This is a genomic window from Brevibacterium rongguiense (assembly GCF_009857845.1).
GTDB lineage: Bacteria > Actinomycetota > Actinomycetes > Actinomycetales > Brevibacteriaceae > Brevibacterium > Brevibacterium rongguiense.
In genome coordinates, this window is sequence record NZ_WWEQ01000059.1 from 1 (window position 1) to 19,132 (window position 19,132).

The following is a 19,132-nucleotide window of genomic DNA, read 5'->3' on the forward strand; positions in this document are numbered from 1 at the left end:
CGGGCGCGGCGGCCGGCCCCGCGGCGGCGCCGGCCCGGCGTACGTGCCGGGCGCCGGCCCGCGGCCGGGCAGGCATGCGGGTCAGTGCGCCGAGAGGGTGAAGTCGCCCTTGGCGTCGCCGGACGTGCCCGCGAACTTCAGGGTGACCTTGAGGTCGTTGAGCTGGGCGGCCGTGACCGGTGCGAACCCCACCTTGATCGTCTTGGTCGAGTGCGCCGGGATCGCCTCGCTGAAGCCCAGCGTCTCGTCGAGGCTGCGGTCGAACACCTGTGGCGCGCTCGCCCCGTTGACGGTGGCGTTCGCGATCGGGGAGGCCGGTGTGATGGACGACGACGAGGCGTTCTTCAGCCTCATCGTCACGACGGCCATCGACTTGCCCCGCACATTGGCCGGCGAGGCGCTCTGCGACACGGTCGCGGTGCGCACCGACGAGGTCATCGTCAAGCCGTCTGCGAGGGTGAGCGTCGAACCGCCCGCGGCGCCGTCGGAGGACCCGGAGCCGCTGCCGCCGGCGGTGCTGCCCGAGCCCGGGCTGGCGCCCGCCGTCGAGGACGACTGCGGCTGGTCGTTGGGGATGGCCGAGGAGCCGGCCTGCGAGCCCGCGGCGATGACGAGGACGATGATGAGGATCCACGCGATGATCCACAGGGCGATGAAGACGAAGCCCAGGATGACGCCCGTGAGCGACATACCGCGGTTGTTCGCCTGGCCCTTCTTCGCCGCACTCAGGCCCATGAAGCCGAAGATGATGGCGGCGATGCTGCCCAGCCCGCTCGTGAAGAAGCCGGCGATGCCGGTGATGAGCGCGGTCAGGCCCATCCAGTTCTTGTCCGTGCCGCTGGGTCCGGCTCCCGGCCCGCCCGCGTAGCCGGCCGCATACGGGTCGGCCTGATCGGTGGCGGAGCCGGCGTAGGGATCGGACTGCGCGTACTGGCCGTCATGGGCGTACTGCCCCTGCTGCGCGTACTGGCCCGCCTGGGCGTACGAGTCGCCCTGGGCATAGGGGTTGTCACCCTGGGCGTACTGCCCGTCCTGCGCGGAGGGATCGCCCTGGGCGGACCGGTCGCCACCCGCGGCGGGAGCGTACGGGTCGTCCCCGTAGGGCCCGGCGCCCTGCGAGCCCAGCGGATCGTTGCCCGCGGCGTAGCGGTTCGACTCGCCCGCGCCCTGCCCGGCCTGCGCACCCGGCTGCGAGCCGGGGTAGCCCTCACCGCCGGAGTAGCCCGAGGTGCCCCCGGCGGACCCGGGGCCCTCCATGCCCTGTCCCCCGCGCTCGCCGCCGGAGGCGCCGTAGGCGCCACCGCCGTAGGCGCCCTGGGAACCGCCGTACGATCCCTGGGCGTACGGATCGCGCGGCGGATCGAAGTTCGGCTGGGAGCCGGGGCTGGCCTGGCCGTCGGAGGCTCCCTGGGAGCCGTCGGGCCGGTTCAGATCGTTCGGATCGTGGGGGGTGGACATGCTCTCGCCTATCGTCGCGGGAAAACCTGTCCTGCAACCGTACTAGGCTCCCGGCTCCCCACGCCCCGAAACGGCGGCAGAAACACCGCGAATCGGCGCACCGACTCGTTCAACCGGATCGTGCGGCAGACCGCGAAGGACGGCCACGCGCAAAAGGCGGCGGCGCCGGGATCGAACCCGGCGCCGCCGCCTGCTGTGCGCGATACTGGGATCGAACCAGTGACCTCTTCCGTGTCAGGGAAGCGCGCTACCGCTGCGCCAATCGCGCATATTTCTATGCGAGCTATTCGGTTGTGCTGCGAGCCCGGAGGCTGCGTGCGCGATACTGGGATCGAACCAGTGACCTCTTCCGTGTGAAGGAAGCGCGCTACCGCTGCGCCAATCGCGCTCGATCCGGTGCTACCCGGTCGAGGTGGAGAAGGGATTCGAACCCTCGTATACGGCTTTGCAGGCCGCTGCCTCGCCTCTCGGCCACTCCACCGTAAGACGGCCTTGCCTGTCTCCGAGCGGATGACGGGACTCGAACCCGCGACCCTCACCTTGGCAAGGTGATGCTCTACCAACTGAGCCACATCCGCACGCTGCCCGGTTCCCCGTGCAACGGGAACTAACTCTATACGCTCACCCCGGCTGCGCCAAATCGGAGCCGCGGTGACCCTGCTCACAGCCGCGCGTACCGCCGGCACGCCCGCGGTCAGCCCGCGGGCAGGCGCGCTTCCTATACTTGGGCCATGCCGCGCTCGCCCGCTTCGCACCGGACCCGGCGCCTCGGCGCCCGGGCCGAGGGCTCCGCACCGCGCCCGGCTGGCCCGGTGCCCCCCGCATCCGCCACAGCACCCTCCCCCGCCGCAGCGCGCCCGGCGCCCATGCCCGCCCCGGGGTCGGACGCGGACACCGCCGCGGAGCCTGCCAGGGGGCGGTCCGCGGAGTCCAGCGCGCAGCACCCTGCGGCCGGCACCGGGCAGCGTTCTGCCGAGCCCGCGCGGCGGGTGCGTCCCCACGCCCACCGCAGGCGCTCCGTGCGCCGCACGCGGCTGGGCTTCCTGCGCTGGCGGCGCCTCGTGCACCGCAACCCCCACACCTCGGCGGTCTACCGCACGCTCGTGGGCGGCCTCGGCACTGCGGTCGTGCTGCTGGGCCTCGTGCTCGTGCCCCTGCCCGGTCCCGGCTGGCTCATCGTGTTCTGCGGGGTGGCGATCATCGCCAGCGAATTCCACTTCGCCTCGCGGCTCCTGCACTGGGGCCGCCTCAGGCTCGAGGCGTGGAGCCGGTGGGTGCGCCGCTCGCACTGGTCGATCGGGGCGCTGCTGGGACTTGCGACGTGTGCGTGCGTGTGCGGGGCGGTGTGGCTGAGCCTGCACCTGACGGGAGTGCCCGGCTGGACGCCCGGGTGGGCACGGCAGCTCCTCCTGCTGCCCTGACCCTCCTGCTGCGCTGACCCTCCTGCTGCCCTGCCCCTCCAACTGCGCTGGCGCTCCAACTGCGCTGCCCCTCCAAGTGCACCGAGTCCCTCCTGCTGCCCCGACCCTCACCCCAGCGCCAAGCCCTGGGGTCTTGCCCATCGCCCGCGTGCTTCTGGCGCTCGCACACGGACCGTGGGCCCGCGGACTCGGTGCCTCGGCGCCGCGCCGACGGATCCGCCCACGGATCCAGGGGACACGCACGCCTCCCCCGCCCATCGGCTGAGAGCGCAGTCGGCAAGCCCGGCCCGTATCCAGCCCGTGCGGCGGGGCACGTCGCCCCCAGCCGCGCCGAACCCCACGAGCACCTCGCTCCGCAGCCCGCACGAACCGCGGGCGCCGAAATCAGTCGAAGATGCCTGCGTAGGCGTTGAGCGCGGGCTGGCCGCCCAGGTGCGCGTAGAGCACGGTGGCATCGGCGGGAATGTCGCCGCGGGTCACGAGGTCCATGAGCCCCGCCATCGACTTGCCCTCGTAGACCGGGTCGGTGATGACGCCCTCGAGGCGGGCGCAGTCGCGGATCGCCGCGACCGTGCGCTCGTCGGGGATCCCGTAGGCGGGGCCCTCCCAGCCGGGCAGCACGGTGATCTCGTCGTCGCGCAGCGCGCGGCCGAGTCCGATGAGCTCGGCCGTGTGGTTGGCGATGCGCGTGACCTGCGCGATCGTCTTGTCCAGCGTGGCGGAGGCATCGATGCCGATGATGCGGCGCGGTCGGCCGCCGGCGTCCTCGAGGGCGGCGAAGCCCGCGATCATGCCCGCGTGGGTGGAGCCGGTGACGGTGCACACGACGATCGTGTCGAAGAAGGCACCGGTGGCCTCCTCCTGCTCGGCGACCTCGTAGGCCCAGTTCGCGAACCCGAGGCCGCCCAGGGGGTGCTCGGAGGCACCGGCGGGGATGGGATAGGGCTTGCCGCCGGCCTCCTCGACCTCGGCCAGCGCCTCCTCCCAGCTCGAGCGGATGCCGATGTCGAAGCCGTGGTCGTCGAGCCGGACGTCGGCGCCCATGATGCGGGAGAGCTCGATGTTGCCGACCTTGTCGTTGACCGGATCGTCCCAGTCCACCCACCGCTCCTGCACGAGGCGGGCGCTCAGCCCCAGGTGGGCCGCGACCGCCGCGACCTGGCGGGTGTGGTTGGACTGGTAGCCGCCGATCGACACGAGCGTGTCCGCACCGGAGGCCAGGATGTCGGGGACGATGTACTCGAGCTTGCGGGTCTTGTTGCCGCCGTAGGCCAGGCCGGAGCTGACATCCTCGCGCTTGGCGAAGATGCGCGGCCCGCCCAGGTGCGCGGACAGCCGGCGCAGCTCGTGGACGGGGCTGGGTCCGAAGGTCAGCGGGTAGCGCTCGAAGTCGCGGATCGACACGGCGGTGTCCTCTCGTGTGCCTCCGCGGCGTCTGCGTGCGGGAGGGTGGCCTCCATCACAGCCGCGGCAGGGCCCCGTGTCAACCGCGTCTCAGCACCGCCGCGGCGATCGTGCGGTGCTCGGCCTCCGGCCCGCTGCGCTGAGCGCGCCGCGCTCGGCGCCGCGGCGCTCAGCGCTCCGCGCCGCTGGCCATCGCCGTCAGCCGCGAGAGGCAGCGCATGTACTTCTTCCGGTAGCCGCCGTGGAGCATCTCGTCGGTGAAGATCGCGTCCGTGCGCACCCCCGAGTTGTGCATGGCGGCGCCGCGGTCGTAGAGCCGGTCGACGAGCGCGACGAAGCGCAGTGCCACGCCCTCGTGGTCGATCGTCACGACGTAGTCCCAGAGCACCTCGGAGACATCGTCCATCATCCGGCGGTACTTCGACGGGTGGACGCTCTGGAGGTGGTCGAGCAGGCCGGCGAAGTCGTCCCGGGCCACGACGCCCTGCGCCTCGGACTCCAGGCGGTCGAGTTCCTCGCGGGACACGGGCTCCGGCGGGGTGTCGAGGTCGCGGTGGCGGTAGTCGTCGCCGTCGATGTGGAGGACGTCGAACTGGTCGGACAGCGCCTGGATCTCGCGCAGGAAGTCCTGCGCGGCGAACCGCCCCTCCCCCAGTGCGCCGGGCAGGGTGTTCGAGGTCGCGACGATCCGCACGCCGGCGTCGGTGAGCTCGCGCATGAGGCGCGACATCATGACGGTGTCGCCCGGGTCGTCGAGCTCGAACTCGTCGATGCACACGAGCTTCATCTGGGTGAGGACGTCGCGGGCCCGCGGGAAGCCGAGGGCGCCGATGAGGTTCGTGTACTCGACGAACGTGCCGAACGCCGCCGGCTTCTCCGCCCGGTGCCACGCGGAGGCCAGGAGGTGGGTCTTGCCCACGCCGTAGCCGCCGTCCAGGTAGATGCCCTTCGACCGGTCCTCCTTGCCCATGAGCTTGGAGAGGAAGCCGCGCTTGGCGGGCTGCTCGGCGAACGCGGCCAGCGCATCGCACGCCTGCGCCTGGGTGGGCTGCGCGGGATCGGGGCGATAGGAGTCGAACGAGACGGTGGAGAAGTGGGGCGGCGGGACGAGGTCGTCGACGAGCTCGTCGGGGCTCACGCGGGGATTGCGGTCAGTCAGATGCACGGTTTCGCTCACGGGCGCCCACTCTACCCAAGGCCAGGCTCACTGCGCGCGCCGTCCCGCGCCCGCCGGGGCGCGGATCGGCCGTCGTGCGCCAGCGCCCGCCGAGGCGCGGGTCAGGAGAAGTCGAATCCGAGCCGGCCGAGCTGCTTGGGATCGCGCTGCCAGTCCTTGGCCACCTTGACGTGCAGATCGAGGTAGACAGGGGTGCCGAGGATCGCCTCGATCCCGCGGCGGGCCTGCGAGCCGATCTCCTTGAGGCGCGCTCCCTTCTTGCCGATGATGATGGCCTTCTGGCTGTCGCGCTCGACGTAGAGGTTCACGTGGACGTCCCACAGTGGCCGTTCGGCGGGCCGGTCCTCGCGCGGGGCCATCTCCTCGACCTGCACGGCCAGGGAGTGGGGCAGCTCGTCGCGCACGCCCTCGAGCGCGGCCTCGCGCACGAGCTCGGCGACGAGGACCTCCTCGGGCTCATCGGTGATGTCGCCGTCCGGGTAGAGCGGCGAGCTGAGCGGCAGGTGGGAGGCGAGCACCTCGTCGACGGTGGCCACGTTGTAGTCGTCGGGCGCGGAGACCGGCACGATGTCCGCGAAATCGCCCAGCTGTCCCACCGCGAGCAGCGCCTGGGCGAGGCGCTCGCGGTCGACGGTGTCGGCCTTCGTCACGAGCGCGATGACCGGCGTGCGCCCGGCGATGTCGGCCAGCTGCTCGGCGATGTAGCGGTCGCCCGGCCCGATCCTCTCGTTGGCCGGCAGGCAGAAGCCGATGACGTCGACCTCCGCCAGGGTGGCCGCCACCAGGTCGTTGAGCCGGGCGCCCAGCAGCGTGCGCGGCCGGTGCAGCCCGGGGGTGTCGACGAGGATGAGCTGGTGGTCCGGGCGGTGGACGATCCCGCGGATCGTGTGCCGGGTGGTCTGCGGCTTCGCCGAGGTGATGGCGATCTTCTGCCCCACCAGCGCGTTCGTCAGCGTGGACTTGCCCGTGTTCGGCCGGCCGACGAAGCAGGCGAAGCCCGCGCGGAAGTCGCCGGGGACCTCGGGAAAGTGCGGCTGGCTCATGTGGGGTCTCCTTGTTCTGCGGGCGGGTCAGTGGGCGCCTCGAGCCGGGCGACATCGACGTGCTCGATCCTGTGGCGGCGCCCGCGGCCGGGCTCCGCGACGAGTTCGAGGCCCTCGATCTCGGCCCGCGAGCCCGCGATCGGCACGCGGCCGATGAGAGTCGTGAGCAGGCCGCCGACCGTCGAGACGTCGTCGGCCTCGATGCGGACGTCGAAGAAGTCGGCGAGGTCCTCGATCTGCATGCGCGCGTCGACGCGGTAGACCCCGCCGTCGAGCTCCGCGATCTCCGGTTCGGCCGTGTCGTATTCGTCGTCGATCTCGCCGACGATCTCCTCGACGATGTCCTCGATCGTGATGATGCCCGCCGTGCCGCCGTACTCGTCGACGACGACGGCCACGTGCGTGCTCTCCAGCTGCATCTGGCGCAGCAGCTCGTCGACGGGCTTCGTGTCCGGCACGAAGACCACGCCCCGGGCGATCTCGTCCACGGGGTCGTCCGCGGCCTCCGGGTGCTGGTGGAGCCGGCGGGCGACGTCCTTGAGGTAGACCACGCCGGTCACCTCGTCGAGGTCGCCGTCGATGAGCGGCACGCGGGAGAACCCGGAGCGGAAGAAGAGGTTCGCGGCCTTGTGCAGGCTCGTGCCGGCGTGGACGGCGACGAGGTCCGTGCGGGGAACCATGACGCGGTTGACGCGGGTGTCCGAGAGCTTGAAGACGCTCTCGATCATGTCCCGCTCCTCGTCCTCGATGATGTTGCCCGCCGAGGCGCGCTCGACGAGGTCGCGCAGCTGCTCCTCGGTCACGAGCGGGCCATCGCGGTACACCCGGGCCGGGGTGAGCATGTTGCCCAGCCACACGAGCACGCGGGCGACCGGGCCGAGTGCTCGGCGCAGCAGCGCCACGAGCGGCGCGAGCAGGAGCATGACGGCCAGCGGGCGGCGACGGCCGATCGTGCGCGGCGAGATGCCCGCGATCGTGAACACCGCGATCGCGGAGACGAGCACGCTCACGACGATGAGCTGCCAGCCCAGCGGCCAGACGGTGGAGAATCCGATGACGACGCACACGGTGGCCAGCGCCTCGAAGAGCTGCCGGACGAACGCGATGACGTTGATGTGGGTGGGCAGGTCCGCGAGCACTCCCTGCGCGGCGGCGGCGCCGCGCCGGCCCTCCTCGGCGGCCTCGGAGACCTCGTGGTGGGAGACGACGAAGGCGGCGGCGTCGGCGGCCGCGAGCACGGCGGCGAGCACGAGGCAGGCCAGTGCGGCGATGAGGAAACCGAAGAGCTCCATGGCGCTGTCCGCTCAGTCCTCGGTGGGCTCGGGCACCGAGGTGCGGCCCGGCTCGCGCTCGGCGAACCAGGTCAGCAGGAGGTGGCGCTGGAGGTCGAACATCTCCGCGCGCTCCTCGGGCTCGGCGTGGTCGTAGCCCATGAGGTGCAGCAGGCCGTGCGCGACGAGCAGCAGCACCTCATCCATCGTCGAGTGGCCCGCGGCCTTGGCCTGGGCCGCGGCGACCGCGGGGCACACGACGATGTCGCCGAGCATGCCCTCCTCGCCGTCGGGGCGCAGCTCGTCCATGGGAAACGACATGACGTCGGTGGGGCCCTCGAGGTCCATCCACTGGACGTGCAGCTCGCTCATGGTGGGCTCGTCGACGAAGCGGATCGCGACCTCCGCCAGCGGGTGGATGCGCATCTGGGCGAGCACGTGGGCCGCAAGCTCCCGGACCTCCTCGAGGTCGAGCGGGGCGGCGGTCTCGTTGCCGATCTCGATGCTCACGCGCGCCCGCCCTGGCCGTCGCCCCCGCGGCTGTCCGCGCCGCGGGCCGCACCGCGCCGGCCCTGGCCGCGGTGGCCACGGTGGCCCTCGGGGCCGCGGTCCGCACCGCCGGCGGGCCGCTGCGCGCGGGCGCCGTAGAGGTCGTAGGCGTCGACGATGGCCGTGACGAGGCTGTGGCGCACGACGTCCTTGCTCGTGAGCTCCTCGAACGCGATATCCTCCACGCCGGCGAGGATGGACTGGACGACCATGAGCCCGCTGCGTGTGCCGCCGGGCAGGTCCACCTGACTCGTGTCGCCGGTCACGACCATGCGCGAGCCGAAGCCCAGCCGGGTGAGGAACATCTTCATCTGCTCGGCCGTCGTGTTCTGCGCCTCGTCGAGGATGATGAACGCGTCGTTGAGCGTGCGCCCGCGCATGTACGCCAGCGGCGCGACCTCGATGACCCCGGAGTCCAGCAGCAGCTTGATCTTCTCCGGCTCGATCATGTCGTGGAGCGCGTCGTAGAGGGGCCGCACGTAGGGGTCGATCTTCTCCCCCAGCGTGCCGGGCAGGAAGCCCAGCCGCTCGCCTGCCTCCACCGCGGGGCGGGTGAGGATGATGCGCGAGACCTCGCGGCGCTGCAGCGCGCTCACCGCCATCGCCATCGCGAGGTAGGTCTTGCCCGTGCCCGCGGGCCCCAGCCCGAAGGTGATCGTGTGCTCGCGGATGGCGCGGACGTATTCGTGCTGGCCGAAGGTCTTGGGCCGGATCGAGGTGCCGCGGTGGGAGAGGATGTTCGCCCCCAGCACATCGGCCGGCCGGGCCCCGCGCGCGTCCATCCGGTGGATGCGGCGCACGGTCTCCGGGTCGATCCGGGCCCCGCCCACGGCCATCGCGCGCAGCTGGCCGAGCGTCTCGACGAGCGCGTCCACCTCGGCGCGCGGGCCGCTCACGGCGATGTCGCGCTGGCGCACGTGGATGCGCGTGCCGGGTGCAAGCTCCTCGAGGGTGCGCAGGTTGACGTCGGCGGGCCCGTAGAGGCCCGTGAGGTCGAGGTCCTCGGGGAGCGCGATGCGCACGCGCGCCTCCTGCCCGCCGTCCGCGGGCGCGCCGGCGGCGGCTGCTTCCTCGCGGACCGGGGCGGCGGTGCCCGGGGCGTCGGCCTGGCTGTCGGGGTTGAGCAGGGCGTGTCCTCTCCTGCCCCGCGCGGCGGGGCGAACGTGGGTGCCCGCCGCACGGGCGGGCTGGCGCCAGTCTACCGGGCGCCGGCGGGCGCGGGGCCGGCCCCGAGGTCCCAGCGGCCCAGCAGCTGCTGGGCGAGTGCGGCGGCGACGGGGCCTGCCGTCGAGGCGCGCAGCACCGTGGGGCCGAGCACGGCGGGCCGCGCCCCGGCCGCCTGCAGCGCGGCGAGCTCCGCCTCGGCGATCCCGCCCTCCGGTCCCACGAACACGAGGATGCGCCCAGGATGCGCGGTCGAGGCCGCCGCGGCTCCGGGCGCTGCGCCGTCCCCGTCGGCGACGGGGCGGGCGAGCGCGTGGGCGAAGGGCTCCACGGCGGCCTCGTGGAGCACGATGGCGCGATCGCCGGGCCGCACGGCACCGGCGGCGGCCGTGCCGCGCACAAGGGGCAGGAGCTGCGGGAAGCGGCTGCGCCGGGCCTGCAGGGAGGCCGCCGTGAGCAGGTTGTCCCACTGGCGGGCCATGCGCTGCGCCTTCTTGGTCGGCCAGTCCGCGATCGAGCGCTGCGCGGCCCACGGGATGACGGCGTCGATGCCCACCTCGGTGGCGGCCTCGATCGCCGCGAGGTCCCGGTCGCCCTTCGCGAGCGCCTGGACGAGCACGAGTGCCGGCTCCTGCGCGGGCTCGTGCTCAACCGCCTCGACGTCGACCGTGATCGCCTCGGGCTCGGCGCGGGCGAGGGCGCCGCGCACCCGCGTGCCGACACCGTCGACGAGCTCGAGGCGCTCGCCGGCGCGCATCCGGCGCACCCGCACCGCGTGGCCGGCGACCTCGGGCCCGAAGTCGGCGCTCCCGCCCGGCCGGGCCGCCGCGATCTCCTCGCGGGCGGCCCGGAAGACGGGGAGGCTCACCGCCCGAACCTCTCCTTGAAGCGGGAGAAGCGGCTCTTGGCGCTGGGCTCGCCGAGCACCGGCTCGGGCGACTGCTCCCCGCGCGCCTCGGCGAGCTGCTCGAGCAGCTCGCGCTGGCGGTCGTCGAGCTTGGCGGGGGTCGAGACCGCGATCGTGACGAGGAGGTCGCCGCGCGAACCGTGGCGCAGGCGGGTCGCGCCCAGGCCGGGCAGCCGCTCGACGGAGCCGGACTGGGTGCCGGCGGGGATCTCGAGGCTCTGCTGGCCGTCGAACGTGTCGAGCGTCATCGTGGTGCCGAGCGCGGCGGCCGTCATGGGCAGGGTGAGCGTGGCGCGCAGGTCGTCGCCGTCGCGGCGGAACACGGGGTCCTCCTTGACGGTGACCTCGAGGTGCAGGTCGCCGGCCGGGCCGCCGCCGGGGCCCACCTCGCCCTTGCCGGCGAGCAGGATGCGCGTGCCGTCCTTGACACCGGCGGGCACCTTGACGCTGAGGGTGCGGCGGGCGCGCACGCGGCCCTCGCCGCTGCAGCTGTTGCACGGGTCCTTGATGACGGTGCCGTAGCCGCCGCAGTTCGTGCAGGTCTGGTTCGTCACCATCTGCCCGAGCAGGGTGCGCGTCATCTGCTGGACGGAGCCCTGGCCGTGGCACAGCCCGCAGGTCTCCGGGTGGGTGCCGGGCCGAGTGCCCTCGCCACCGCAGGTCTCGCACACCTCCGCGGTCGTGATGTCGAGGTCCTCGGTGCCGCCGAACACGGAGGTCTTGAGGTCGATCGTCATGCCGATGAGCGCGTCCTTGCCGCGGCGCTTGCGCGAGGCGGGCCCGGTGCTGCGCCGGCCGCCTGCCCCTCCGCCGCCGCCGAAGAACGTCTCGAACAGGTCGGAGAAGCCGAAGTCCGCGCCGGCCCCGCCGCCGAAGCCCTGCCCGTACTGGCCGCCGCCCATGTCGTAGTTGCGGCGCTTGGCGGGATCGGAGAGGACCTCGTAGGCCACGGCCACGGCCTTGAACTCGTCGCCGTGGCCCGGGTTGACGTCCGGATGGTATTTCCGCGCCATCTTGCGGTAGGCGCGCTTGATCTCCTCCGCCGAGGCGTCCTTGGACACGCCCAGGGTCTGATAGTGATCGCTCACGTGATTCCTTCTGCTCGTTCGCTCATTCGCTCGGCGGGCCCCACGGGGCCCGGGCGGCGGGCACGGCCCTCCGGCCGACGGCCCGCGCGCCGGTTGCCTGTGGGCTATTCCGCCAGGATGACGGAGATGTAGCGGGCCACGGCGCGCACCGCGGACATGGTCGTGGGGTAGTCCATCCTCGTGGGGCCCAACACCGCGAGGCGGGCTTCTGTTCCGTCCACGCCGTAGCTGCTGGCGACGACGGAGGTCGTGGCGAAGGACTCGAGGGCGTTCTCGGAGCCGATGCTCACGCTCACCCGGTCCGGCTCATCGGCCATCGATGCGAGCAGGCGCAGCATGACGACCTGCTCCTCGAACGCCTCGAGCAGCGGGCCGATGTGCTCGCCGAGCTCCCGGCCGGCGCGCGCGAGGTTAGCCGCCCCCGCCATGACGAGGCGCTCCTGGCGCACGAGCGCGGCGAGCTCGGCGATCGCCTGGGCGATCGCCGCGCGGGCCGCGGCCAGCTCGGGAGCCGCCGTGACCGCGGCGAGCGCCGCGGCCACCGCGGTGACCCGCACCCCGCGCAGCTCGCGGTTGAAGGCGTCGCGCAGCCCCGCGAGGTCGTCCTCGCCCACCGTCTGGCCGAGGTCGACGAGGCGCTGCTCGACCTGGCCGGAGTCGGTGATGAGGACCGCGAGGACCCGCCCGGGGGCCAGGTCGACGAGTTCGATGTGGCGCAGCGCGGCCTTCGTCGCGGTGGGGTACTGGACGAGCGCCACCTGGTGGGTGAGGCCGGAGAGCAGGCGCACCGTGCGCTCGAGCATCTCGTCGACGTCGAGGGGACCGGACAGCACCCGAGCGATCGCGCGGCGCTCGGCCGCGGTCAGCGGCTTGATCTCGTCGAGCCGGTCGACGAAGACCCGGTAGCCCATGTGGGTGGGGATCCGCCCCGCCGAGGTGTGCGGCTGGGCGATGAGGCCCTGCGCCTCGAGCGCGGCCATGTCGTTGCGGATCGTCGCCGATGACACCCCCAGCTCGTGCTTGTCCACGAGGGCCTTCGAGCCGACCGGCTCGTTCGTGGCCACGTAGTCCTCGACGATGGCCCGCAGCACGCGGGTCCGGCGCTCGTCGCTCATCGCAGTGCCCTCCTCGCCGTGCTCGCTTCGCGTCTCTGATGTGCGGATGTGCGCCGGGGGTGCAGGGCGGCCCCGCGGGGACGGGCCCCGCTTAGGGGTTCTGCTCGCGCGGCCCCGGGTCGGTCGGCCCTCGCTGGCACTCACCGGCAACGAGTGCCAACCTTACGCCTGACCCCGGGCCGGCTCAACGACCGGTGCCCGTGCGCGCCGCTGCCCGGACTGGGCCGCACCCCGCGTCGCTGCCGGCCGCAACCCTGCACCGGTGCCTGCCGCACCCCGCGTCGCTGCCGGGCACCGGGGCGCACCGTGCGTACGGTGGGACCATGGTCTTCCGCGATCCCTATGGCTCCGATGTCCTCTCCTCCGGACCGCGCACGCTGCGCCGCGCGCCCGTGCCCAAGCGCCCCGCGGCCCCCGGCCTCGTCGTCGAGGTCGTGGAGGGCGGGTACGTGGGTGCCGTGACGAAGGTGGAGAAGACCTCGGCCGGCTTCTCCGTCTGGCTCGAGGACCGGGCGGGCCGGGTGCGCCCGTTCCCGCTCGGCCACGGCTTCCTCCTCGACGGCCGACCCGTCGAGCTCACGCGCCCCGAACGCGCGGCCACACCGGGGCCGCGCGCGCCCGGCCGCACCGCCTCGGGCTCCATCGCGGTGCCCGAGGCCCGCGCGCGCACCGCGATCGGCTCGCGGATCTGGGTGGAGGGCAAGCACGACGCGGAGCTCGTCGAGCGGATCTGGGGCGATGACCTGCGCATCGAGGGCGTCGTCGTCGAGCCGCTGGGCGGCCTCGACCTGCTGGGCGACAAGCTCGCCGAATTCCGGCCGGACCCGGCCCACCGGGTGGGGGTCCTCGCCGATCACATCGTGGCCGGGTCGAAGGAGACGCGCATCGCCCACGACATCCTCGCCCGCCGCGAATACCGCGGCGTCGTGCACATCATCGGCCACCCCTACATCGACATCTGGCAGGCCGTGAGGCCCGCCGTCGTGGGCATCGCGGCCTGGCCGGACGTCCCGCGCGGCGAGGACTGGAAGCTCGGGGTGCTCAAGCGCATCGGCTGGCCCCACGCGGACCACCGCGATGCCGCGCGGGCCTGGGCCACGATCCTCGGCCGCGTGAGGCGGATGGCCGACGTCGAGCCGGCGCTGGCCGGCCGGGTCGAGGAGCTCATCGACTTCGTCACGGTCGACGGCGGCCCGCAGGGCTGAGCCCGGGCACTGCCGGGGCGGCGCCGCGGCGGGACCCAACGGGACTCCGGGGGAACCGGCGGGCTGCCCCGAGGCTCGGGGTGCGCTCCGCTGCCGCCGGCGCGCCCACTGCCGCAGTGGGCGGGAGCCCACGCCTCCCGGTGGCGCCGCCCGCCTGCGCCGCCTGCCTGCGCCGTCCCGCGATCCCGATGTGGCGGATCTGCACCGCGGCGCCCTGGCGCGCCCGGCCACGTTCGGTAATGTCGTGCCCGGCAGGACCCCACTCGGACTCGAGGAGATGAGGCACCATGACGCAGCAGGACGATCAGCAGCCGGACCAGCCGTACCAGGGCTCCCAGCCGCCGCCGACCACCGGCTCCCAGGTGCCCCAGTTCGGGCCCCACTCCCAGCTCAACGCGCAGAACCAGGCCCAGCAGCCGGCGCCCAGCCAGCCCGCGCCCGGTCAGCCTGCGTCCCAGGTGGCACCGGATACCGCGCCCAGCGGTCGGCCCATGCCCCCGGACTACAACCGCCCCCCGAGCGCACCGCACCCCGGTTCGGGCTACCCCGCTTCCGCCGCCCCCCAGCCGGGCGCCGGCCCCCAGGCCTCCGGCCCGCAGGGCTACGGCTCGCAGCCCCCCGGTTCGCAGGGCTATGCGTCTCACGGTTACGGGTCCCAGGGCTACGGCGCGCAGCCCTATGGTTCGCAGGGCGCCTCGCAGCCCTCCGCATCGCAGGGCTACGGCGCGCAGCAGGTGCCGCCCGGTTCGCAGGGGTATGGCCCGCCGTCGGGCAATCCCGGCCAGCCGCACACCTACCCGGGCCCGCCGCCCGGGCCCGGCGGCCGGCCGGTGCCCCGGGGCCCCTATCCCCCGCAGGCCTACGGCGACGGCTCCGAGCGCTTCTGGAACGCCTCGCAGGACGAGCGCCAGCTGGCGATGTGGACGTGGCTCGGCACGCTGCTCATCGGGTGGGTGATGCCGCTCATCATGTTCCTCACGAAGGGCGATTCGCCCTACGTGCGCGAGCAGGCCCGGCAGTGCCTGAACTTCTCGATCGTCATGGTGATCGCCATGACCCTCAGCGCGGTGCTCATCTACGTCCTCATCGGCCTGCTCACCACCCCGCTGCTGTGGGTCTTCGAGATCGTCATCGCGATCATGGGCGCGATGAAGGCCAATGCCGGCCAGGGCTATAAGCCGCCCATGGCCTTCGACATGGTCAAGTGAGGCCGCTCAGGCGATGAGCCCGGTGAGTTCGCGGACCATGTAGTCCGCCAGCAGCCGGCCGCGCAGCGTCGGCGCGAACCAGGGGCCGTCGGGTTCGAGGAGCCCGGCGGCCCCGAAGCCGGCCACGAGGTCCTGGGCTCCGGGGGGCAGGGAGTCGAGGGCCAGGCCGCGGCGCACCCGGGCGGCGAGCATGATGCGCTCGATCTCCCTGGTCTGCGGGTCGAGCACTTCGCGACCCACCGCCGGCGAGAGCCCCTCGGCCAGGCGCTGCGTCCAGGCCAGCGGGTGCTTGGCGTTCCAGAACCGCACCCCGCCGATGTGCGAGTGCGCCCCGGGCCCGAAGCCCCACCAGTCGGCGTCCGCCCAGTACGCGAGGTTGTGCCGGCAGCGCGTGTCCGCTCCGGTCGCCCAGTTGCTCACCTCGTACCAGTGCAGCCCCGCCGCGCGGAATGCCGCGTCGGCGAGTTCGTACTTGTCCGCGAGGTCGTCCTCGTCCGGCATGGGCAGCTGCCCGCGGCGCACCTGGGCGCCCAGCCGCGTGCCCGGCTCCACGATGAGCGAGTATGCGGAGACGTGGTCCGGGGCGACCGCGCAGGCCACCTCGAGGCTGCGCCGCCAGTCCTCGAGCGACTCCCCGGGCGTGCCGTAGATGAGGTCGACGCTGACCTGCATGCCAGCCTCCTTGACCCACCGGACCACCTGCGGGATGCGCGCGGGGTCGTGCGTCCGGTCCAGGGTCGCGAGCACGTGCGGGACGGCCGACTGCATGCCCATCGAGATGCGGGTGAACCCGGCGGCGGCGAGGACCTCCAGCCCCTCGGGGGTCAGCGTGTCCGGGTTCGCCTCCGTCGTGACCTCCGCGTCCGGGGCCAGCCCGAAGCGCGCCCGCAGGTCCCCCAGCACCCCGGCCAGCACCTCGGCGGGCAGCAGCGTGGGCGTGCCGCCGCCGAAGAACACGGTGGCGGCCGGCCGCGGAGGCGCACCGTGGGCCCCCAGCACCCGCAGTGCCAGGTCCGCCTCGCGGGCGAGGGTGGGCCGGTAGTCCGCACGCGAGGCGCCCGGCCCGAGCTCCTCGGCGGTGTACGTGTTGAAGTCGCAGTAGCCGCAGCGCACGCGGCAGTAGGGCACGTGGACGTAGAGGCTCAGCGGGCGGCCGGCGGCGTCCGCGGTGGCGCCGGCGGGCAGCGCGCCGTCGCGCGGGGGCGCCTCGCCCTCCGGCTGTGCCGGCATCTTGCCTCCTCCGCACCGCCGCGGGCGGCTCCGGCACCGGCGAGGGCCGAGGGCCTCGCATAGGATGCGAATCACACCCGCAAGGAGGCGCCATGTCCAGTCCCTACGATCGTCCGCCCGCACCGCAGTACGGGTCCGGCCCGCAAGTCTACGGCTCGGGTCCGCAGCCGGGTCAGCAGGCCTCCCCCGGGCCCGGCGGCGTCCCGCAGTCCGGCGGTTACTCAGCGCCCGGTAGTTACCCGCAGTCCGGTGGTTACTCAGCGCCCGGCGGCTACTCGACGCCCGGCGGCGTACCCGGGCCGCAGACCTACGCTTCCCCGCAGCCCGCTCAGGCCGGGCCGCCCGGTTCCGAGCCCGCCCTCGTCTCCCTGCCCGGGGTGACGATCACGCAGCACTGGGTCATCACCCCCTCCGGCGCGGCGCCGCGCGCGCAGTGCTCGCTGAGCGCCGGCGAGCGGGTGTCCATCACCCGGGCGACGCCCACCTGGGCGATCGTGCTGGCGATCGTGGGGTTCTTCGTCCTCACGATCTTCAGCCTGCTGTTCCTGCTGGCCAAGGAGCAGCGGGTCACGGGGTCGGTGGACCTCGTCGTGCGAGGACCCGGCATGCACTTCGCCACGAGCGTGCCAGTGGGCAGCCAGGCGGCCCTTGCCGGGCTGCGCATGCAGGTGGCGCAGGCGCAGGGCCTCATCGGGCACTGAGCCGCCTAGCGGTCGCCCTTCTTGTCGGCCTTGGCATCGTCGGAGGACAGCGCCGCGATGAAGGCCTCCTGGGGCACCTCCACGCTGCCCACCATCTTCATGCGCTTCTTGCCCTCCTTCTGCTTCTCCAGCAGCTTGCGCTTGCGGCTGATGTCGCCGCCGTAGCACTTGGACAGGACGTCCTTGCGCATCGCGCGGATCGTCTCGCGGGCGATGATGCGCGAGCCGATCGCGGCCTGGATGGGCACCTCGAACTGCTGGCGCGGGATGAGGTCCTTGAGCTTGCCGGCCATCATGACGCCGTATGCGTAGGCCTTGTCGCGGTGGACGATCGCGGAGAACGCGTCCACCGGGTCGCCGTGGAGGAGGATGTCGACCTTGACGAGGTCCGCGGCCTGCTCGCCGTCGTTCTCGTAGTCCAGGGACGCATAGCCCTTCGTCTTCGACTTCAGCTGGTCGAAGAAGTCGAAGACGATCTCCGCCAGCGGCATCGTGTAGCGCAGCTCGACGCGGTCCTCGGACAGGTAGTCCATGCCCTTCATCTGCCCGCGCTTGGACTGGCAGAGCTCCATGACGGCGCCCACGTACTCGCTGGGGGTGAGGACCGTGGTGCGCACGATGGGCTCGCGGACCTCGCGGATCTTGCCCGCGGGGTACTCGCTGGGGTTCGTCACCTCGAACTCCGAGCGGTCCTCCATCGTCACCTGGTAGACCACCGAGGGCGCGGTGGAGATGAGGTCGAGGCCGAACTCGCGCTCGAGGCGCTCGCGGACGATCTCGAGGTGGAGCAGGCCCAGGAACCCGCAGCGGAAGCCGAAGCCCAGGGCCGCGGAGGTCTCCGGCTCGTAGACGAGGGCGGCGTCGTTGAGCTTGAGCTTGTCCAGCGCATCGCGCAGCGCGGGGTAGTCGGAGCCGTCGATGGGGAAGAGCCCGGAGAAGACCATCGGCTTGGGATCGCGATAGCCGCCCAGCGCCTGGGTGGCCGGCTTCTTCGCATTCGTCACGGTGTCGCCCACGCGGGACTGGCGGACGTCCTTGACGCCCGTGATGAGGTAGCCCACCTCGCCCACGCCCAGGCCCTTCGAGGGGGTGGGCTCGGGCGAGGAGACGCCGATCTCGAGCAGCTCGTGGGTGGCCCCGGTGGAGAGCATCTCGATCTTCTCGCGCGGGGCCAGCTTGCCGTCGACGACGCGGACATAGGTGACGACGCCGCGGTAGGTGTCGTAGACGGAGTCGAAGATCATCGCGCGCGCCGGTGCGTCCGCGTCGCCCACCGGGTGCGGGGTCTCCGCCACGATCCGGTCGAGCACCGCCTCGACTCCCTCGCCTGTCTTGCCGGACACGCGCAGGCAGTCCTCCGGCTCGCACCCGATGAGGCCCGCCAGCTCCTCGGCGTACTTCTCCGGCTGGGCGGCGGGCAGGTCGATCTTGTTGAGCACGGGGATGATCGTGAGGTCGTTCTCGAGCGCCAGGTAGAGGTTGGCCAGCGTCTGCGCCTCGATCCCCTGGGCGGCATCGACGAGCAGCAGGGTGCCCTCGCAGGCGGCCAGCGAGCGGGAGACCTCGTAGGTGAAGTCGACGTGACCGGGGGTGTCGATCATGTTGAGCGCGTAGGCCCTGCCGTCAACCTCCCACGGCATGCGCACGGCCTGGGACTTGATGGTGATGCCGCGCTCGCGCTCGATGTCCATCCGGTCGAGGTACTGCGCGCGCATGGCCCGCGGCTCCACGACGCCGGTGATCTGGAGCATCCGGTCGGCCAGCGTGGACTTGCCGTGGTCGATGTGGGCGATGATGCAGAAATTGCGGATCAGCTCCGGGGCGGTCGCCGCAACGGCGATCGAATCCTTCATGGCGTCGCTGACCTGTGGCATTCGGCATCCCTCTTCCGGCGGCGGTGGACTGACGGTCCATTGTCCCATGCCGGCGAGCCCGCTGCCGGGCGCCCTCGCCCGACCGCGGCGACTCCGGCCGCGCCGACCCACCGGGCGCGCGCCTGACGCGTCGGCGCGCAGCGGCTAGCCTGGCGCCATGGACTTCTCCTCCCTGGCCCGCCGGGCCGTGCGCGTGGGCCTGCGCCGCGGCGCCGACATCCTCGCCCGCTCGCTGTCGGATTCCGGCCCCGAGGCGCGCACCCGCCGCCCGCGGGGCGGCCCGAACGGCTCGGGCACCTCGGGAGCGGGGCGGGAGA

The 19,132-nt window shown here is 73.0% G+C and carries 16 protein-coding genes and 4 tRNA genes; 4 read left to right on the plus strand and 16 right to left on the minus strand.

Translation table 11 applies throughout. The features are described from left to right. Positions 1-81: 81 nt before the first annotated feature. The 5 genes from GSY69_RS14985 to GSY69_RS11350 form a co-directional block, all read right to left on the minus strand. Entirely contained in the window at positions 82-1,458 is a 1,377-nt protein-coding gene (locus GSY69_RS14985; protein WP_160953959.1) for a DUF4190 domain-containing protein, read from the minus strand. A gap of 196 nt (positions 1,459-1,654) precedes the next feature. Then, positions 1,655-1,726: transfer RNA gene (locus GSY69_RS11335), tRNA-Val, on the minus strand. Between the two features lie 48 nt (positions 1,727-1,774). Next, positions 1,775-1,846: transfer RNA gene (locus GSY69_RS11340), tRNA-Val, on the minus strand. Positions 1,847-1,868: 22 nt separating this feature from the next. After that, positions 1,869-1,939, minus strand: a tRNA-Cys gene (locus GSY69_RS11345). Between the two features lie 24 nt (positions 1,940-1,963). Further along, positions 1,964-2,036: transfer RNA gene (locus tag GSY69_RS11350), tRNA-Gly, on the minus strand. A gap of 441 nt (positions 2,037-2,477) precedes the next feature. Here GSY69_RS11350 and GSY69_RS14245 point away from each other — a divergent pair. Then, positions 2,478-2,879, plus strand: a complete 402-nt coding sequence (locus tag GSY69_RS14245) for a TIGR02611 family protein (RefSeq protein WP_328698858.1) — start codon at positions 2,478-2,480, stop codon at positions 2,877-2,879. A 384-nt stretch (positions 2,880-3,263) separates the two neighbouring features. On the opposite strand, the gene GSY69_RS11360 is transcribed toward GSY69_RS14245, so the two are convergent. The 9 genes from GSY69_RS11360 to hrcA form a co-directional block, all read right to left on the minus strand. Further along, the gene (locus GSY69_RS11360; protein WP_160953960.1) at positions 3,264-4,283 is read right to left on the minus strand and encodes a 1-aminocyclopropane-1-carboxylate deaminase; all 1,020 of its coding nucleotides are present in this window, start codon (positions 4,281-4,283) and stop codon (positions 3,264-3,266) included. Positions 4,284-4,452: 169 nt separating this feature from the next. Continuing rightward, on the minus strand, positions 4,453-5,460 hold the full coding sequence (gene zapE, locus GSY69_RS11365; RefSeq protein ID WP_160953961.1) for a cell division protein ZapE: 1,008 nt from the start codon (positions 5,458-5,460) through the stop codon (positions 4,453-4,455). A 101-nt stretch (positions 5,461-5,561) separates the two neighbouring features. Then, positions 5,562-6,503, minus strand: a complete 942-nt coding sequence (era, locus tag GSY69_RS11370; RefSeq protein WP_160953962.1) for a GTPase Era — start codon at positions 6,501-6,503, stop codon at positions 5,562-5,564. Continuing rightward, complete coding sequence (locus GSY69_RS11375; RefSeq protein WP_160953963.1) at positions 6,500-7,795, minus strand: hemolysin family protein; 1,296 nt, start codon at positions 7,793-7,795, stop codon at positions 6,500-6,502. Before GSY69_RS11375 ends, era begins: the two co-directional genes overlap by 4 nt. Before the next feature lie 12 nt (positions 7,796-7,807). Further along, positions 7,808-8,284 carry an rRNA maturation RNase YbeY gene (gene ybeY, locus GSY69_RS11380; protein ID WP_160953964.1) on the minus strand — a complete coding sequence of 159 codons (477 nt, stop codon included), beginning with the start codon at positions 8,282-8,284 and terminating at the stop codon, positions 7,808-7,810. After that, a complete protein-coding gene (locus GSY69_RS11385; RefSeq protein ID WP_160953965.1) occupies positions 8,281-9,345 on the minus strand; it encodes a PhoH family protein in 1,065 nt (354 codons plus the stop codon). The genes ybeY and GSY69_RS11385 overlap by 4 nt, the downstream gene beginning before the upstream one ends. Before the next feature lie 176 nt (positions 9,346-9,521). After that, positions 9,522-10,355 carry a 16S rRNA (uracil(1498)-N(3))-methyltransferase gene (locus GSY69_RS11390; protein WP_160953966.1) on the minus strand — a complete coding sequence of 278 codons (834 nt, stop codon included), beginning with the start codon at positions 10,353-10,355 and terminating at the stop codon, positions 9,522-9,524. Continuing rightward, positions 10,352-11,482, minus strand: coding sequence for a molecular chaperone DnaJ (gene dnaJ, locus GSY69_RS11395; protein ID WP_160953967.1), 1,131 nt, complete (start codon positions 11,480-11,482; stop codon positions 10,352-10,354). The genes GSY69_RS11390 and dnaJ overlap by 4 nt, the downstream gene beginning before the upstream one ends. 104 nt (positions 11,483-11,586) lie before the next feature. Continuing rightward, positions 11,587-12,597, minus strand: a complete 1,011-nt coding sequence (gene hrcA, locus GSY69_RS11400; protein WP_160953968.1) for a heat-inducible transcriptional repressor HrcA — start codon at positions 12,595-12,597, stop codon at positions 11,587-11,589. A 323-nt stretch (positions 12,598-12,920) separates the two neighbouring features. Here hrcA and GSY69_RS11405 point away from each other — a divergent pair, with 323 nt between their 5' ends. Together GSY69_RS11405 and GSY69_RS11410 are read left to right on the plus strand one after the other, a co-directional pair. Beyond that, entirely contained in the window at positions 12,921-13,802 is an 882-nt protein-coding gene (locus GSY69_RS11405) for a DUF3097 family protein (RefSeq protein ID WP_160953969.1), read from the plus strand. A 287-nt stretch (positions 13,803-14,089) separates the two neighbouring features. After that, positions 14,090-15,010, plus strand: coding sequence for a DUF4870 domain-containing protein (locus tag GSY69_RS11410; protein ID WP_160953970.1), 921 nt, complete (start codon positions 14,090-14,092; stop codon positions 15,008-15,010). Positions 15,011-15,016: 6 nt separating this feature from the next. On the opposite strand, the gene hemW is transcribed toward GSY69_RS11410, so the two are convergent. Next, positions 15,017-16,240: a radical SAM family heme chaperone HemW gene (gene hemW, locus GSY69_RS11415; protein ID WP_160953971.1), complete on the minus strand. Its 1,224-nt coding sequence runs from the start codon at positions 16,238-16,240 to the stop codon at positions 15,017-15,019. Between the two features lie 92 nt (positions 16,241-16,332). Here hemW and GSY69_RS11420 point away from each other — a divergent pair, with 92 nt between their 5' ends. Next, positions 16,333-16,941, plus strand: a complete 609-nt coding sequence (locus GSY69_RS11420; RefSeq protein WP_160953972.1) for a polyadenylate binding domain-containing protein — start codon at positions 16,333-16,335, stop codon at positions 16,939-16,941. A 5-nt stretch (positions 16,942-16,946) separates the two neighbouring features. Here GSY69_RS11420 and lepA read toward each other — a convergent pair whose 3' ends face one another. Further along, positions 16,947-18,815, minus strand: a complete 1,869-nt coding sequence (gene lepA / locus GSY69_RS11425; protein ID WP_160953973.1) for a translation elongation factor 4 — start codon at positions 18,813-18,815, stop codon at positions 16,947-16,949. Between the last annotated feature and the right edge of the window lie 317 nt (positions 18,816-19,132).

Bases quoted from the DNA above. Each gene is read 5' to 3' on its own strand.
- GSY69_RS14985 (WP_160953959.1), bottom strand. From the start codon at position 1,458: ATGTCCACCCCCCACGATCCGAACGATCTGAACCGGCCCGACGGCTCC.
- era (WP_160953962.1), bottom strand. From the start codon at position 6,503: ATGAGCCAGCCGCACTTTCCCGAGGTCCCCGGCGACTTCCGCGCGGGC.
- GSY69_RS11375 (WP_160953963.1), bottom strand. From the start codon at position 7,795: ATGGAGCTCTTCGGTTTCCTCATCGCCGCACTGGCCTGCCTCGTGCTC.
- hrcA (WP_160953968.1), bottom strand. From the start codon at position 12,597: ATGAGCGACGAGCGCCGGACCCGCGTGCTGCGGGCCATCGTCGAGGAC.
- GSY69_RS11405 (WP_160953969.1), top strand. From the start codon at position 12,921: ATGGTCTTCCGCGATCCCTATGGCTCCGATGTCCTCTCCTCCGGACCG.
- GSY69_RS11410 (WP_160953970.1), top strand. From the start codon at position 14,090: ATGACGCAGCAGGACGATCAGCAGCCGGACCAGCCGTACCAGGGCTCC.
- hemW (WP_160953971.1), bottom strand. From the start codon at position 16,240: ATGCCGGCACAGCCGGAGGGCGAGGCGCCCCCGCGCGACGGCGCGCTG.
- GSY69_RS11420 (WP_160953972.1), top strand. From the start codon at position 16,333: ATGTCCAGTCCCTACGATCGTCCGCCCGCACCGCAGTACGGGTCCGGC.
- lepA (WP_160953973.1), bottom strand. From the start codon at position 18,815: ATGCCACAGGTCAGCGACGCCATGAAGGATTCGATCGCCGTTGCGGCG.